A 14319-nucleotide genomic window follows, 5' to 3' on the forward strand; every position below is an offset into this window, starting at 1 on the left:
GAATCGAAGTATCGGTCAGAGACCACTTCGGTACCGGGAAAGCGGCTGATCTTTATCGACGCTCTGGCATAGTGATGCCGTCGACCCGCTCGCTGAATTGTGGGGTATCTCATGGGTTCGTTGTTCCGCAGATCCTTCGGCACCGCTGTACTCGGCTCGGTCCTCGCGCTGACTGCCGCCCTCGTGGGCGCAGGTACCTCCGCGGCACAACCACCATTGCTGGTGCCCCCCTTGCTGTCCCCACCCGCCGCCGACGCCATCTTCCCCGTCGCCGACCCGGACCCCTTCTACATCCAGCCCGCGGACGTCGCCGACCATGCTCCGGGCGAAGTCCTGAAGATCCGCCAGCTGCCGCCGTCGTACTACTTCCCCGGTAGCGCGATGTGGGAGCTGCTGTTCCGGACCACCGACTCCGAGGGCAAGCCGATCGCGGCGAACACCACGTACGTGCTGCCCCCGAACCACGTCCCGGACGGCCCGCTGGTGTCGTACCAGCACATCATCAATTCGCTCGGCAACAAGTGCAAGATCGTCACCGAGCTCTACACCACCGACCCCCTGCACCAGATCCGCGAGGCCGCCGGACTCAACATCGCACTCGCGCGCGGGTGGGCAGTGGCGCTGCCCGACCATCTGGGACCGAGGATGGCGTACGGCGCGGCGAAGCTCGGTGGCCAGATCACCCTCGACGGCATCCGCGCCGTCCAGCGAGTCCCCGAACTGCAGGTGCAGAACAGCAAGGTCGGACTGGGCGGATATTCCGGCGGCGGCATGGCCACGGCCTGGGCGGCGGCGCTGGCACCGAGCTACGCCCCCGAACTGAACATCGTCGGCGCCGCCGAGGGCGGAACCCCGATGAACCTGGTGAAGATGGCGGAGGCCCTGGGCACCAACCCGCACCCCGCGTTCGGTCTCGCGATGGCCGCCGCGCTGGGGCTGGAGCGCGAATACCCGGACCGCATCGACGTCAGCGGCCAGCTCAACGATCAGGGCCGCTGGATGAAGCAGATGATCGGCAACGGATGCACCAACGAGATCATGCTGTTCGGAATCGGGCGCAGCGCATCACAGATGACCGACAACAAGAATTTCATGGACGATCCGGAAGCGTGGAAGGTGATGGAGGAGAACAGCCTGGAGCTGTATCCGGGCGTGCCCACCACGCCGATCTTCGAATGGCACAGCCCGACGGACGCACTGATCCCGGTCGATTCGATCGACACCACCCTGCGGCGGTACTGCGACGCGGGCACTCCGGTGCAGACTCTGCTCACTCCGACCCCCGACCACCTGTCGGCGGCGGCGCTGGGGCTGCCGCAGGGGCTGGACTGGATGGACGCCCGGTTCCGCGGTGATCCCGCGCCGAGCACGTGCTGAGGCGGGCGGGGCGTCAGCCGGACTGATCGAACCGGTGCCGGGCCGCCGCGAGATCCACGCGGCCGTCCCGGATGGGAACACCCTCGAGTTCGAGCTTCGCGATCTGCCGGTGCGCGAGATGCGGCGCCGGTCGTCCCGACGCGCCCAGCACCCGGTGCCAGGGGAGATCGGCGGAGTCGGTGCGCATGATCCAGCCGACCGTCCGCGCACTGGACAGCCCTGCCGCCGAGGCGATGTCGCCGTACGTGGCCACCCGTCCGGGCGGAATCGACGCGACCAGTGCGCGGACCGCCTCGACCTGTTCCTCCGTCGTCGCGACCATCACGCGACCATCAGAGGAGCGTGCGGACGAGCTCGGCGACCTCGTCGGGCCGGGCCTGCGGCACCATGTGATCGCAGTCGAGGTCGACGGCGGTCAGGTTGTCGCCCAGATGGTCGGTGAGAGCCTTGCGGAATTCGGGTGTGACATACGGCGGCTGCACCTTCGACGCCTGCACGAGGACGGTCGGCAGGTGCGCGGGCGGCAGGACGGCCTCGCGTGCGAGTTCGCCCCACGCCGTGACGACGGCGGGGGTGGACAGCCGCCAGTTGACCCGGCCGTTCGCCAGCGGCACCAGGTGTTCGGCGATCTCGTTCTCGAGGACGTCGCGGGCCACTTCACCCCACGAGCCGTGCACCTTCTCGGATCGAGCCTCCGCGATGTCGGTGTAGTCGGGGGACGAGATGGTGAGATCCGCCACCGACTGCATCACCTCGGGATCGAGCCCGATCGCGGGATCGAGCAACACGAGTCCCCGGACGCGGTCGGGGACGGCGCGCGACAGGTGCAGTGCCAGGGCGCACCCGAACGAGTGGCCCACCACCAGGACGGGTCCCCGCGCATACGCGTCGAGTGTGTCGACGAGGCTCGCGACGTGGGCTTCGAGGTTCCACGGCGGCGCCCACGTGGAACGGCCGTGCCCGAGCAGGTCCGGGGAGATCCAGCGGGCGTCCGGCAGCTGGTCGGTGGCCAGTGCCTCCCACCGTCTGCCGTGACCGGTGAGTCCGTGCAGGGCGAGGATCTCCGTGCCGTCCTCGGCGCCGAACAGGTACGTATTCAGTGCTGACACGTGACCCATGATGCCGGATCGGGTCGCCGCACGAGATGTCGGACCGTTCTGGTGGAATGCCACCCATGACGGAATCGGCGGTGCGCACCAGGACGTCGGTTCCCCGTGCCCGGCTCGTGCACCGTCAGAACCCGGTCCGCGAGGCCCGGGTGTGGGACGACGCCACGCAGCGGGTCCTCACCGCGCCGCCCCTCGGAATGGGCTGGAATCCCTGGCAGGTGCTCGGCGGCCCGGGAACGGGCAAGACGTCGCTTCTCGTGGACGTCGCGGTCGACCGGATCGCCGGTGGCGAAGACCCGGAGTCGGTGCTGGTGCTGACGCAGTCGAAGCGAGCGGCCGGCCGGGTGCGCGAAGAGGTCACCGCCGCGCTCATCGGCCACGACGAACACCACGGCCCCCGTGCCACGCGTGAACCGCTCGTACGCACCGTCCACTCCTACGCCTTCGCGGTGCTGAGGCTGCAGGCCGCCGCCCACGGAAACCCGCCCCCGCGCCTCATCACCGGCGCCGAGCAGGACGCCGTGCTGCGCGAGATGCTGCACGGCGACATCGCGGACGGCGGCGAGATGTGGCCCGAACGTCTGCGTCCCGCACTGGCACTGGGCGGCTTCGCCGTCGAACTGCGCGACCTCATGCTGCGCTCGAGCGAGCGCGGCCTCGGCCCCGAAGACCTGATCAAACTGGGTCGGCGGCACACCCGTCCCGAGTGGGTGGCGGCGGGAATGTTCGCCGCCCGGTACGAGCACGGCATGCTGCTACGCGGAGCCGTCGGTGTCGAGGCCCCCGAGGCCACCGCGCCTGCGCTGGACGCCGCCGAACTGATCGGTGCGGCCCTGACCGCGTTCGCCACCGACCCGGACCTGCTGCGCACGGAGCGGGCCCGGGTGCGGCACCTGCTCGTCGACGACGCTCAGCACCTCGATCCGCAGGCCGCGGAACTCGTCCGGCTCGTCGGCACCGGTACCCGCACCACGGTCGTCGCCGGCGACCCGGACCAGTCGATCTACGGCTTCCGCGGGGCCGACCCGACATTCCTCGCCGAACTGGCCGACAAGGGTGATCCCCGGCAGGTGTTGCTGCCGGTCAACTTTCGCAGTACGGCGGAGGTCGCGACCACGGCAGCCCGGATCACGTCCCGGCTTCCGGGGCATCTGCCGCATCGGATCTGGAGCCCGGCGCGGGACGGCGGACGGACGTCGGTCCGGGTCCTGAGCACGGCGGCGAAGGAGGCTGCGCTCATCGCCGACACCCTGCGTCGCGCCCACCTCCTCGACGAGGTGCCGTGGTCGGAGATGGCGGTGATCGTGCGCTCGGTGCCGCGCGCCCTGGCGCCGCTGCGTCGTGCCCTGCTGGGTGCAGGTGTGCCCGTCACCACCGCGGCGTCCGAGTTGCCGCTGGCCCGTCAGCACGGGGTGTCGGGACTGATGCTGGTGCTGCGGGCACTGTCGGGGCAGGAATTCACGGGCGAGGACGCACTCGCCCTGCTCGCCGGCCCCGTCGGCGGCGCAGAACCCGTGGCGCTCCGGCGTCTTCGCCGGGGACTGCGGCGCGCCGAGCTGGCGTCCGGCGGCGACCGCGACTCGGCCGAGCTCCTCCGTCTCGTGCTGGTGGGCGAGACCGACAGCACCCGCAGGGTCACGGCCAAGCTGACCGACGTCGAAGCGGCATCCCTGAACCGGGTGCTGTCCGTGCTGCGCAAGGCGAAGGTGCCCCTGGACCGTGGGCGCGGCATCGAGGACGTGCTGTGGGCGGCATGGCAGGCCACCGGACTCGAACGCCGCTGGTCGGCGGCTTCCGCCCGCGGAGGTCCGATCGGGGCACAGGCCGACCGCGACCTCGACGCCGTGGTCGCCCTGTTCGACGCCGCGGCGAGTTACGTCGACCGCCTCCCGCGTGCACAGCTCGCCGGGTTCGTCGACTACCTCACCGGGCAAGCCATTCCCACCACGCGGAACGTCTCCGCCGTCCCGGTCGATGCCGTCTCGGTGCTCAGCGCCCACTCGGCTGCCGGCCGCGAATGGGACGTCGTCGCGGTCGCGGGTGTGCAGGAAGGGCTGTGGCCGAGCCTGCGGGCGCGCGGCAGCCTACTCGGCACCGAGGCGCTGATCGACCTGACCGCCGGAGTGTCCGACGGCAGCGAGACGGCCGCCGACCGGATGTCGCGCACCGCACCGCTCCTCGCCGAGGAACGCAGGCTGTTCCTGGTGGCGTGCAGCCGGGCGAGGCGGAGCCTGCTCGTCACCGCGGTCGACTCGGCCAGCGGCGACGCCGATCTCGTTCACTCCCGTTTCGTCGACGAGTTGCTCGCCGGAGACCAGGATTCGGACGTCGAGGAGACGGTCGTGCAGGCGGAGGATCCGGCGACCCGGGTCCTGGCCCTGCCTGCCCTCGTCGCCGAATTGCGCAGCGTGGTCTGCGATCCGGACGTCGCGGAATCCGATCCCGCCCGGCAGGACCGCGCGGCGCGGCAACTCGCCCGGCTCGCCGACGCCGGAGTGCGCGGCGCACACCCGGACCAGTGGTACGGCACCGCCGAACCGAGCACCGGCGTGGCGTTGTGGAACGAGGAGGACGGACCGGTGTCGTTGTCGCCGTCCACCATCGACCTGCTCAACACGTGCCCGTTGCGGTGGCTGCTCGAACGCCACGGCGGGACGGACGGCGACAACACCCACGCCATCGCCGGAACGCTCGTGCACACGCTGGTGCAGGCGCTCGCCGGCCGCATCCCGCCCGATCAGGTGGAACGCGCACTGGAGAACGCCTGGGATTCGATCGATCTGGGATCTCAGTGGTACTCGCGGCGTGAACTCGACCGCACCCGGGACATGCTCGCCACGTTCACCGCCTGGCTCGGGAACACCCGATCCGAACTCACCGAGGTCGGTGTCGAGGTGGCAGTCGACGGTGTCCTGGAACCGCAGGAAGAGGGTTCCCCGACGATCCGGTTGCGGGGGCGGATCGACCGGCTCGAACGCGATGCCGAGGGCAGGCCCGTCATCGTCGACGTGAAGACCGCCCGCGCACCGGTCACCAAGGACGACGCCCAGCAGCACGCCCAGCTGGCGGCGTACCAGGTGGCGGCGGCGACCGGCGCGATCGACGGGGAGCCGGCGTCGAAACCCGGTGGGGCGCGGCTGGTCTTCGTCGCCAAACCGCACAAGAAGGAAGGCGCCACCCAGCGGGTGCAGGCACCGCTGTCGGACGAGGACCTCGAGACGTGGCTCGCGGTGATCCACGCGGCAGCGGCGGCCACCAAGGGGCCGGGGTTCCTCGCCCGCGTCAACGACGGTTGCCGGCACTGCCCGGTGCGCACGAGTTGCCCCGCGCACGACGAGGGACGGCAGGTGACGTCGGAATGACCATCCGTATCGACCCGGTGGAACTCGCCATCGGCCTGGGGCAGCATCCACCCACCCCGGAGCAGGCCGCCGTCATCGCGGCCCCCCTCGGCCCGACCCTCGTCGTCGCGGGGGCGGGCGCGGGCAAGACCGAGACGATGGCGGCCCGCGTCGTGTGGCTGGTGGCCAACGGTGTCGTCGACCCCGAGGCGGTGCTGGGGCTGACGTTCACCCGGAAGGCGGCGCAGCAGCTGACCGCCCGGATCAGGAAACGCCTTGCCCGGCTGGCGGGTTCGGACCTGCTCCGCAGGGTCGACCCGAGCGGCGACCTGCGGTCGCGGATCCTCGCGGGCGAACCGGAAGTCAGCACCTACCACTCCTACGCCGGGCGACTGCTGTCCGAGCACGGGCTCCTGCTGCCCATCGAACCCTCGGCGACGCTCCTGTCGGAGACGGAACTGTGGCAGCTGGCGCACCGGGTGGTCAGCTCCTGGGACGGCGACCTCGACACCGACCGGAATCCGGCGTCGGTCACCGAAGCCGTACTCGCGTTGTCCGGGCAGCTGGCCGAGCACCTCGTCGAACCGGACGATCTGCGAGAGGCGCACACCGAGCTCGACAAGCTCGTCCACACCCTGCCCGCCGGACCGCGACAGCGCGGCGGCCCCGGCAAGGAACTGCTCGACATCCTCGACACCCAGCACCGGCGGGTGGATCTCCTTCCCCTGGTGCAGCGTCTCGCGGACACGCTGCGCCGCGAAGGTGCGCTCGACTTCGGCAGCCAGATGTCGCTCGCGGCACGCGTCGCCGCGGACCACCCCGAAGTCGGACTCGCCGAGCGCACCCGCTTCCGGGTGGTGCTGCTCGACGAGTACCAGGACACGGGACACTCGCAGCGGGTGCTGCTGTCGTCCCTGTTCGGCGGCGGTCTCGACGGTGAACTCGCGCTCACCGCGGTGGGCGACCCCATGCAGTCGATCTACGGCTGGCGGGGTGCCTCGGCGGCCAACCTGCCCCGCTTCGCAACGGACTTCCCGCTGACGAACGGAGATCCGGCGCCGACCCTGGAACTGCTCACGAGCTGGCGCAACCCGCCGGAGGCACTGGCGCTGGCCAACATGGCGTCGGCGTCCCTGCGTGAGCGGGGCGTGTCGGTCAGCACTCTGCGGGCGCGACCGCAGGCCGTCCCGGGTGATGTGCGGCTGGCCCTCACCGGTGACGTCGTGCAGGAACGCGAATGGGTGGCCGACCGCATCGCCGAACAGTACGCGGACGCCACGAGCCGGGGCGAGGACCCGCCGACCGCCGCGGTGCTGATCCGCCGCAACGCCGACGCCGCACCGATCGCGGAGGTGCTGCGGTCCCGCGGTCTGCCGGTCGAAGTGGTCGGTCTCGGTGGACTGCTCCACACCCCCGAGGTGGCCGACGTGATCGCGATGCTCCGGGTGGTCGCCGACCCGATGGCGGGCAGTGCCGCCGTGCGAATGCTGACCGGGGCGAGATGGCAGATCGGGGCCGCCGACCTGACGGCGCTGTCGCGGCGAGCCTCCGAACTGGCCATCGGAACCGGCTACGGCACCACCGGCGCCGTCACCGATTCGTCCGCTCTGGCCGACGCCGTCGGCGAGGCGCTGCCCGGTGAGCACGCGGAGCAGGCCGGGCTGGCGGATGCACTGGCGGATCCCGGTCCCGCCGAACGCTATTCGCAGGTCGGTTACGCACGGATCACCGCCGTCGCGGCGGAGTTGGCGTCTCTGCGTGAGCGGATCGGGCAGCCACTCACCGAGCTGGTGGCCGAGGTCGAACGGGTGTTGGGTATCGGCATCGAAGCACAGGCCCGGACGCGTCGGTCGGCGCGGGGGAGTGCGGGCCGCGAACATCTCGACGCCTTCGCCGACGTCGTCGCCGGGTACGCGAGCCGCACGTCGGCCACCGTCACCGGACTGCTCGCCTTTCTGTCGGCCGCGGAATCGGTCGAAAAGGGTTTGGCTCCGGGCGAAGTCGAGGTGGACCCGCACCGCGTCCAGGTGCTGACGGTGCACTCGGCCAAGGGGCTGGAGTGGGAAGTGGTGGCGGTACCGCACCTGACGGCCGGCGTCTTTCCCTCGCGGACGGCGTCCGGGTCCTGGCTCGGTGCCGTCGGTGAACTGCCGCCCTCGCTGCGCGGAGACCGTGCGCGGCCGGGGGAGTCGGCCGACGGCGTGCCCGTTCTCGAGCTCGAGAACCTGTACGACCGGAAAGACCTCGAGGAGGCCGTGAAGGCGCACAAGGCGGCGCTGGCGGCCCGCAAACTCGACGAGGACCGCAGGCTGTTCTACGTCGCACTCACCCGCACCGAAAGGGTGCTGTTCGCGTCGGGTCACCACTGGGCAGAATCCGGAACGGAGCCCAAGGGTCCGTCGGAGTTCCTCACCGAACTGCGCGACACGGTGACCGACGAGGAGCACGAGGGAATCGGGATCGTCGACATCTGGGCGCCCGCACCCGAACCCGACGAGCAGAACCCGCTGACCAGTACCCCCAAGTCGGCTGCGTGGCCGCGGGATCCGCTCGGGCTCCGACGGGAGTCGGTCGAGCGCGGCGCGGCGTTGGTCGTGGCGGCGCTGAAGAGTGCAGGCGAGACGGCACCGGCAGGCGGGGACGACGATCCCGAGAACTGGGCAGCCGACGTCGACGCCCTTCTCGCCGAGCGGGAGGCGCGGGCGAACGCCCGCACCGAGGTGGTGTTACCCGGTCAGTTGTCGGTGAGCCAGCTCGTCGAACTCGAAGCCGACCCGGACGCCCTGGCCGCCCGGCTGAGGCGTCCGCTGCCGTACCCGCCGAATCCGCTCGCGCGGCGCGGTACCGCGTTCCACGCCTGGGTGGAGAGCCGCTTCGGGGCCACCCGGCTGCTCGACCTCGACGAGCTACCCGGTGCCGCCGACACCGGCGCGGGCCCCGACACCGACCTCGCGACCCTGCAGGACGCGTTCCTGCGCTCGCCCTGGGCCGACCGCAACCCGACCGAGGTCGAGGTGCCGTTCGAGACGTCGGTGGCGGGGACGGTGCTGCGCGGCCGGATCGACGCGGTGTTCACCGATCCCGACGGCGGGTGGACGGTGATCGACTGGAAGACCGGCGCCGAGCCGAGCGCGGCCAACGAGAAGGCCGTCGTGATGCAGCTGGCCGCGTACCGGCTGGCGTGGGCCGAACTGATGGACGTTCCGATCGAGCGGGTGCGCGCCGCCTTCCACTACGTGCGGACCGGACGGACGATCGCGCCGGATCACCTGCCCGACGCCGACGCGCTCGCCCGTCTGCTCCGTTCCGCCGGTTCTCCCGCCGACGAGATCAGGCCCGACGCCGAGCCTTCAGTGACTCGGTGACCAACGGGATCTGCAACGGAAGACGCAGCAGCGCACCGGCTTTCTGCACGTTCGTCGTCTTGGAGCTCTTCACCCAGTCCACTGCCATGTTGACGTTGGCGGGGAAGACGGCGACGAACAGGAGAGCAGCGAGGCCGCCACCGAGCCGGCGGGTTCGCGGCACGGCGAGCGCCGTGCCGATGGCGAGCTCGGCGACCCCCGACACGTACGTGTAGGTCCGGGCATCGCCCGGAAGCTGGGTGGGGACCGTGGAGTCGAAGAACTTGGGGGCGACGAAGTGCATCGTGCCCGCGCCGAGCAGAAGCGCGGCAAGGCGGAGTGCGGGCTTCTGGCTCGGTCGTGGTGTGTGGCTCTCTCGTTGCATGACGTGAGCTTGCCCGAACAACTCGGTTCGCGACAACGAGGCTCCGACGTGTCACCGATGGGGCAATCGGGGTTAGGCTGCCAGCCGATGTCGGAGTTCAGTGCAACGTGGAGACGAACATATGGCCGGTAGGCTGCGTGAGAGATTGAGCAGGTCGGACACCCTGACCGACCGGCCCGACTTCGCGTTGGTGGGTGTACTCCGGATTCCGGAGCTGCAGACCAGTCCGGCGCGGGCGATCTACCGTCGCGTGGGTATCGCCTTGGCGGCGTTGGCGTTGGCGGTTCTCATCGTGTACATCGACCGGGCGGGCTACCGCGACGTGCAGGACAACGAATTGTCGCTGCTCGACTGCATCTACTACGCGACGGTGTCGTTGTCGACGACGGGCTACGGCGACATCACGCCGTTCACACCGTCCGCGAGGCTCGTCAACGTTCTCCTGATCACGCCTCTTCGAATCTTCTTCCTCATCGTCCTGGTCGGTACGACTCTCTCCGCGCTCACGCAGAGCTCCCGGCAGGCGTTCAAAATTCAGCGTTGGAGGCAGCACGTGCGCAATCACACCGTGGTGATCGGCTACGGAACCAAGGGACGCACCGCGATCGACGCGATGCTCGGCGACGACGTTCCGCCGTCGGAGATCGTGGTGGTCGACACCGACCACGCGGTGCTCGACTCGGCGGCCAGCAAGGGCCTCGTCACGGTCCACGGGTCCGCCACCAAATCGGACGTGCTGCGGTTGGCGGGCGCGCAGAACGCGTCGGCGATCATCGTCGCGGCCAACCGTGACGACACCGCGGTGCTGGTGACGCTGACGGCCCGCGAGATCGCACCGAAGGCGAAGATCGTCGCGGCGATCCGCGAATCCGAGAACACGCATCTGCTCCGGCAGTCCGGCGCTGATTCGGTCGTCGTGTCCTCAGAGACCGCCGGCCGGCTCCTCGGCATAGCCACGAAGACGCCGAGCGTCGTCGAGATGATGGAGGACCTCCTGACTCCGGAGGCCGGTTTCGCGATCGCGGAACGCCCCGTGGAGCGGGACGAGATCGGCGGCTCCCCGCGTCACCTCGCGGACATCGTGCTCGGTGTGGTGCGGGAAGGGCGGTTGATCCGGGTCGGCTCGCCGGAGGTCGATTCGATCGAGGAGAACGACCGACTGCTGTACATCCGTCGGGTCGCCAACTGATCGGCAGTATTGTCGACGGCGTGACTGCATTCCGGCTGAACGACACCCCGCTCCTGTCCCGCTCCGCCGTGGGGCGGGCCGAGGAATTGCGTTCGGACACGGACGCACTGCGAGCGGGCTGGCGGGATGCGCTGCTACTGCGCGTCAATCACCGCGGACAGGTGCGGGTGGGCGACAACGGGCTGGTGTTCGCGGACGCCACCGAACTCGGCCCCGAACCGCAACGGGGGGCGGTCTTCCTCGGCATCCGCAAGGATCGGCACGTGTGGGCGGTGCGGGTGCAGGCGCTGACCGGCGAGCTGGCCGATCTCCGGATGCTGGGCGGGACGCTGGACGACGCGGACGCCGGGGTACTCACCGGGGCGCTCGCGATGCTCAACTGGCACGACAGCGCAGGCTTCAGTGCGCTCGACGGCGCGCCGTCGGAGCCGACGATGTCGGGATGGTCGCGGATCTCGACGAGCACCGGGCACGAGGAATTTCCCCGCACCGATCCGGCGGTCATCTGCCTCGTGCACGACGGCGGAGATCGCGTCCTGCTGGCCCGGCAGCCCACGTGGCCGGCGCGGCGGTTCTCGATCCTGGCCGGATTCGTCGAGGCCGGTGAATCGCTCGAAACGTGCGTCGTCCGGGAGATCAAGGAAGAAGTGGGTGTCGACGTCCGTGAGGTGCGCTACCTCGGCAGCCAGCCGTGGCCGTTTCCCCGTTCGGTGATGATCGGGTTCGCGGCCGTCGGCGATCCCGACGCCCCGCTGACGTTCGCGGACGGCGAGATCGCCGAGGCCCGGTGGTTCACTCGGGACGAGGTGCGCACGGCACTCGAACTCGGCGACTGGGCGTCGGACACCGACGCCCCGCTGCTGCTCCCCGGCTCGATTTCCATCGCTCGCGGGATCATCGAGTCCTGGGCGGGAGCAGCGACGGAATCCTAGACGCCGAGGAGTTTCTTGACCTGCGACAACGACGGGTTGGTCGCGGTGCTGCCGTCGGCGAACTTGACGGTGGGGACGACGTGGTTGCCGCCGTTGACGCTGCCGACGAACTCCGCCGATGCCGGATCGTCCTCGATGTCGATCTCCACGTAGCCGATGCCGGATTCGTCCAGCTGCGTCTTCAGGCGCCGGCAGTAGCCGCACCAGGTGGTGGAGTAGATGGTCAGGGCGTGGGTGTCGGTAGCAGTCACGGCGGATATAACACCACGACTCCGTCGTGTGTTCCCACTGCGGTGTTCGTCCGCTTCGCGCCGTGTCGGTCGCCCCTGTCATGATGGACGCCATGTCAGCAGCCGGCGCAGCAGAGGTGACGAGTACCGGTCTCGATCCCGAACAGTCCGCAGCGGTACTCGCTCCCCGGGGTCCGGTGTGTGTGCTGGCGGGGGCCGGAACGGGGAAGACCCGGACCATCACCCGGCGTATCGCGCACCTCGTGGCCAGTGGGCACGTCGCCGCGGGGCAGGTGCTGGCGGTGACGTTCACGGCTCGCGCGGCAGGCGAGATGCGCGGCCGGCTGCGCAGCCTGGGGATCGGCGACGGGGGAGCGCAGGTTCAGGCGCGCACGTTCCACGCCGCTGCGCTGCGGCAGCTGAGGTACTTCTGGCCGCAGGTGATCGGCGACACAGAGTGGCGGCTGCTGGACCGCAAGTTCGCGGTCGTGTCGTCCGCCGCCGGACGGGTCGGACTGTCCACCAGCACGGAGAGCGTCCGCGACCTGGCGAGCGAGATCGAATGGGCCAAGGCGTCGCTGATCGCGCCGGAGGACTACCCGCGCGCGGTGGCGAAGTTACGCCGGGAGGCGCCGGTCGACGCCGCGAAGGTCGCCGAGGTGTATCACGGCTACGAGCAGCTCAAGGCCCGCGGCCAGGACGGGATGCTCCTCGATTTCGACGATCTCCTGCTCCACACGGCGGCGGCACTCGAGGAGCATTCGGCTGTCGCCGAGGAGTTTCGCGACCGGTACCGGTGCTTCGTCGTGGACGAGTACCAGGACGTCACTCCGCTGCAGCAGCGGGTCCTCGACGCCTGGCTCGGGGAGCGGGACGACCTCACCGTCGTCGGCGACGCCAACCAGACCATCTACTCGTTCACCGGCGCCACACCCAACTACCTGCTCGACTTCTCGCGCCGGTTCCCGGAGGCCACCGTCGTCCGCCTCGAGCGCGACTACCGTTCCACTCCCGAGGTCGTGTCTATGGCGAACCGCGTGATCGGAGCGGCCCGCGGCAGGATCGCGGGCACCCGCCTGCAGCTGATCGGGCAACGCGACTCCGGGCCGGAGCCGAGTTTCGTCGAGTTCGACGACGAGCCGGCCGAGGCCGCCGGGGTGGCGCGCACGATCAAGCGGCTCATCGCGTCCGGCACTCCGGCCGCGGAGATCGCGGTCCTGTACCGGATCAACGCCCAGTCCGAGGTACATGAGCAGGCGCTGACGAAACTCGACATCCCGTATCAGGTCCGGGGCGGTGAGGGATTCTTCACGCGCACCGAGGTGCGCCAGGCCGTCGCGGCGCTGCGCCAGGCCGCAGGTCGCGACGACCTGCCGGATGCGGTCGGCGCCGACCTGGTCACGCTCGTCCGCGCCGTCCTCGCTCCGCTGGGGCTGACCGACGCGGAACCGGCGGGTGCGCAGGCTCGCGAACGGTGGTCGTCGCTGTCGGCGCTGGTCGCGCTCACCGAGGAACAGCTGACCCAGGATCCGGAGTTGACCCTCGACGCGCTGTTACGCGAACTGAGTCTGCGGGCCGAGGCGCGGCATCCACCCGTCGTGCAGGGTGTGACACTCGCGTCCCTGCACGCCGCCAAGGGGCTCGAGTGGGACGCCGTGTTCCTCGTCGGGCTCACCGACGGAACGCTGCCCATCCAGCACGTGCTCGGCGACTCCAACTCGGCACCGGACGAGGCGGCCGTCGAGGAGGAGCGCCGGTTGCTGTACGTCGGCGTGACCCGCGCCCGGGAGCACCTGCAGATGTCGTGGGCACTGTCCCGGAACGAGGGGGGCCGCAAGTCGCGGCGCCGTTCGCGGTTCCTGCACGGACTCATCCCCGAAGATTCACCTGCCTCGCGGATCGCGGCGCCCGTCAAGAGCAACAAGAAGCGTCCACGGTGCCGGCTGTGCGGAAAACAGCTGATCGGGACGACCGCGACCATGCTCGGTCGTTGCGAGGGCTGCCCGTCCAATGTCGACGTGGAGCTGCTCGAATCGCTGCGGTCGTGGCGGCTCGAGAAGTCGCGGGAGCTGAAGGTCCCGGCGTACGTGGTGTTCAGCGACAACACGTTGACGGCTCTCGCCGAGCAGCGGCCGCAGGACGATCGCGGGCTCGTCGCGATCCCCGGGATCGGTGCGAAGAAGCTCGAGCAGTTCGGCGAGGACGTCCTCGGTGTGATCAAGGGAAGCGGTAGTCCCTGAACGACTCCCACGCGGCAGGGGGTAGCGCGCATCACTGCAGGTCAAAAATAGGTTGTGCGGTTCTGGAGAATTGCCTACTGTGGTTTCAGTGCGCGGGGAGACCCGTGTGGTTCACATCGGATCGAGAAGAAGTGGAGGTGGCAGTGAAATGACGAAGTTCCAAGCACATGAG

At 70.0% G+C, this 14319-nt stretch carries 10 protein-coding genes; 6 read left to right on the forward strand and 4 right to left on the reverse strand.

The features are described 5' to 3' along the window. Positions 1–111: 111 nt before the first annotated feature. Positions 112–1377: a lipase family protein gene (locus QM806_RS15830; protein WP_005564816.1), complete on the forward strand. Its 1266-nt coding sequence runs from the start codon at positions 112–114 to the stop codon at positions 1375–1377. 13 nt (positions 1378–1390) lie between these two features. Here the strand turns inward: QM806_RS15830 and QM806_RS15835 are convergent, their stop codons facing one another. Both QM806_RS15835 and QM806_RS15840 read right to left on the reverse strand, forming a co-directional pair. Next, positions 1391–1699: an MGMT family protein gene (locus tag QM806_RS15835; protein WP_005564818.1), complete on the reverse strand. Its 309-nt coding sequence runs from the start codon at positions 1697–1699 to the stop codon at positions 1391–1393. A 10-nt stretch (positions 1700–1709) separates the two neighbouring features. Beyond that, complete coding sequence (locus tag QM806_RS15840) at positions 1710–2495, reverse strand: alpha/beta fold hydrolase (protein WP_005564819.1); 786 nt, start codon at positions 2493–2495, stop codon at positions 1710–1712. A gap of 56 nt (positions 2496–2551) precedes the next feature. Here QM806_RS15840 and QM806_RS15845 point away from each other — a divergent pair, with 56 nt between their 5' ends. Both QM806_RS15845 and QM806_RS15850 read left to right on the forward strand, forming a co-directional pair. After that, positions 2552–5848, forward strand: coding sequence for an ATP-dependent helicase (locus QM806_RS15845; protein ID WP_005564821.1), 3297 nt, complete (start codon positions 2552–2554; stop codon positions 5846–5848). Continuing rightward, positions 5845–9192, forward strand: a complete 3348-nt coding sequence (locus QM806_RS15850; protein WP_283292004.1) for an ATP-dependent helicase — start codon at positions 5845–5847, stop codon at positions 9190–9192. Before QM806_RS15845 ends, QM806_RS15850 begins: the two co-directional genes overlap by 4 nt. Here QM806_RS15850 and QM806_RS15855 read toward each other — a convergent pair. Beyond that, entirely contained in the window at positions 9158–9556 is a 399-nt protein-coding gene (locus QM806_RS15855; protein WP_043788825.1) for a DoxX family protein, read from the reverse strand. The genes QM806_RS15850 and QM806_RS15855 overlap by 35 nt on opposite strands. Before the next feature lie 121 nt (positions 9557–9677). Here QM806_RS15855 and QM806_RS15860 point away from each other — a divergent pair, with 121 nt between their 5' ends. Then, a complete protein-coding gene (locus QM806_RS15860) occupies positions 9678–10745 on the forward strand; it encodes a potassium channel family protein (RefSeq protein WP_005564826.1) in 1068 nt (355 codons plus the stop codon). A 20-nt stretch (positions 10746–10765) separates the two neighbouring features. Further along, complete coding sequence (gene nudC, locus QM806_RS15865; protein WP_005564828.1) at positions 10766–11677, forward strand: NAD(+) diphosphatase; 912 nt, start codon at positions 10766–10768, stop codon at positions 11675–11677. On the opposite strand, the gene QM806_RS15870 is transcribed toward nudC, so the two are convergent. Further along, positions 11674–11928, reverse strand: a complete 255-nt coding sequence (locus QM806_RS15870; protein WP_005564830.1) for a mycoredoxin — start codon at positions 11926–11928, stop codon at positions 11674–11676. The genes nudC and QM806_RS15870 overlap by 4 nt on opposite strands. A gap of 80 nt (positions 11929–12008) precedes the next feature. Between QM806_RS15870 and QM806_RS15875 the strand changes: the two genes are divergently transcribed. Further along, positions 12009–14147, forward strand: a complete 2139-nt coding sequence (locus QM806_RS15875) for an ATP-dependent DNA helicase UvrD2 (RefSeq protein ID WP_005564831.1) — start codon at positions 12009–12011, stop codon at positions 14145–14147. Positions 14148–14319: the final 172 nt, after the last annotated feature.

Origin of the sequence: Rhodococcus sp. IEGM 1351 (assembly GCF_030056875.1) — a bacterium.
Classification (GTDB): Bacteria; Actinomycetota; Actinomycetes; order Mycobacteriales; family Mycobacteriaceae; genus Rhodococcus_F; species Rhodococcus_F opacus.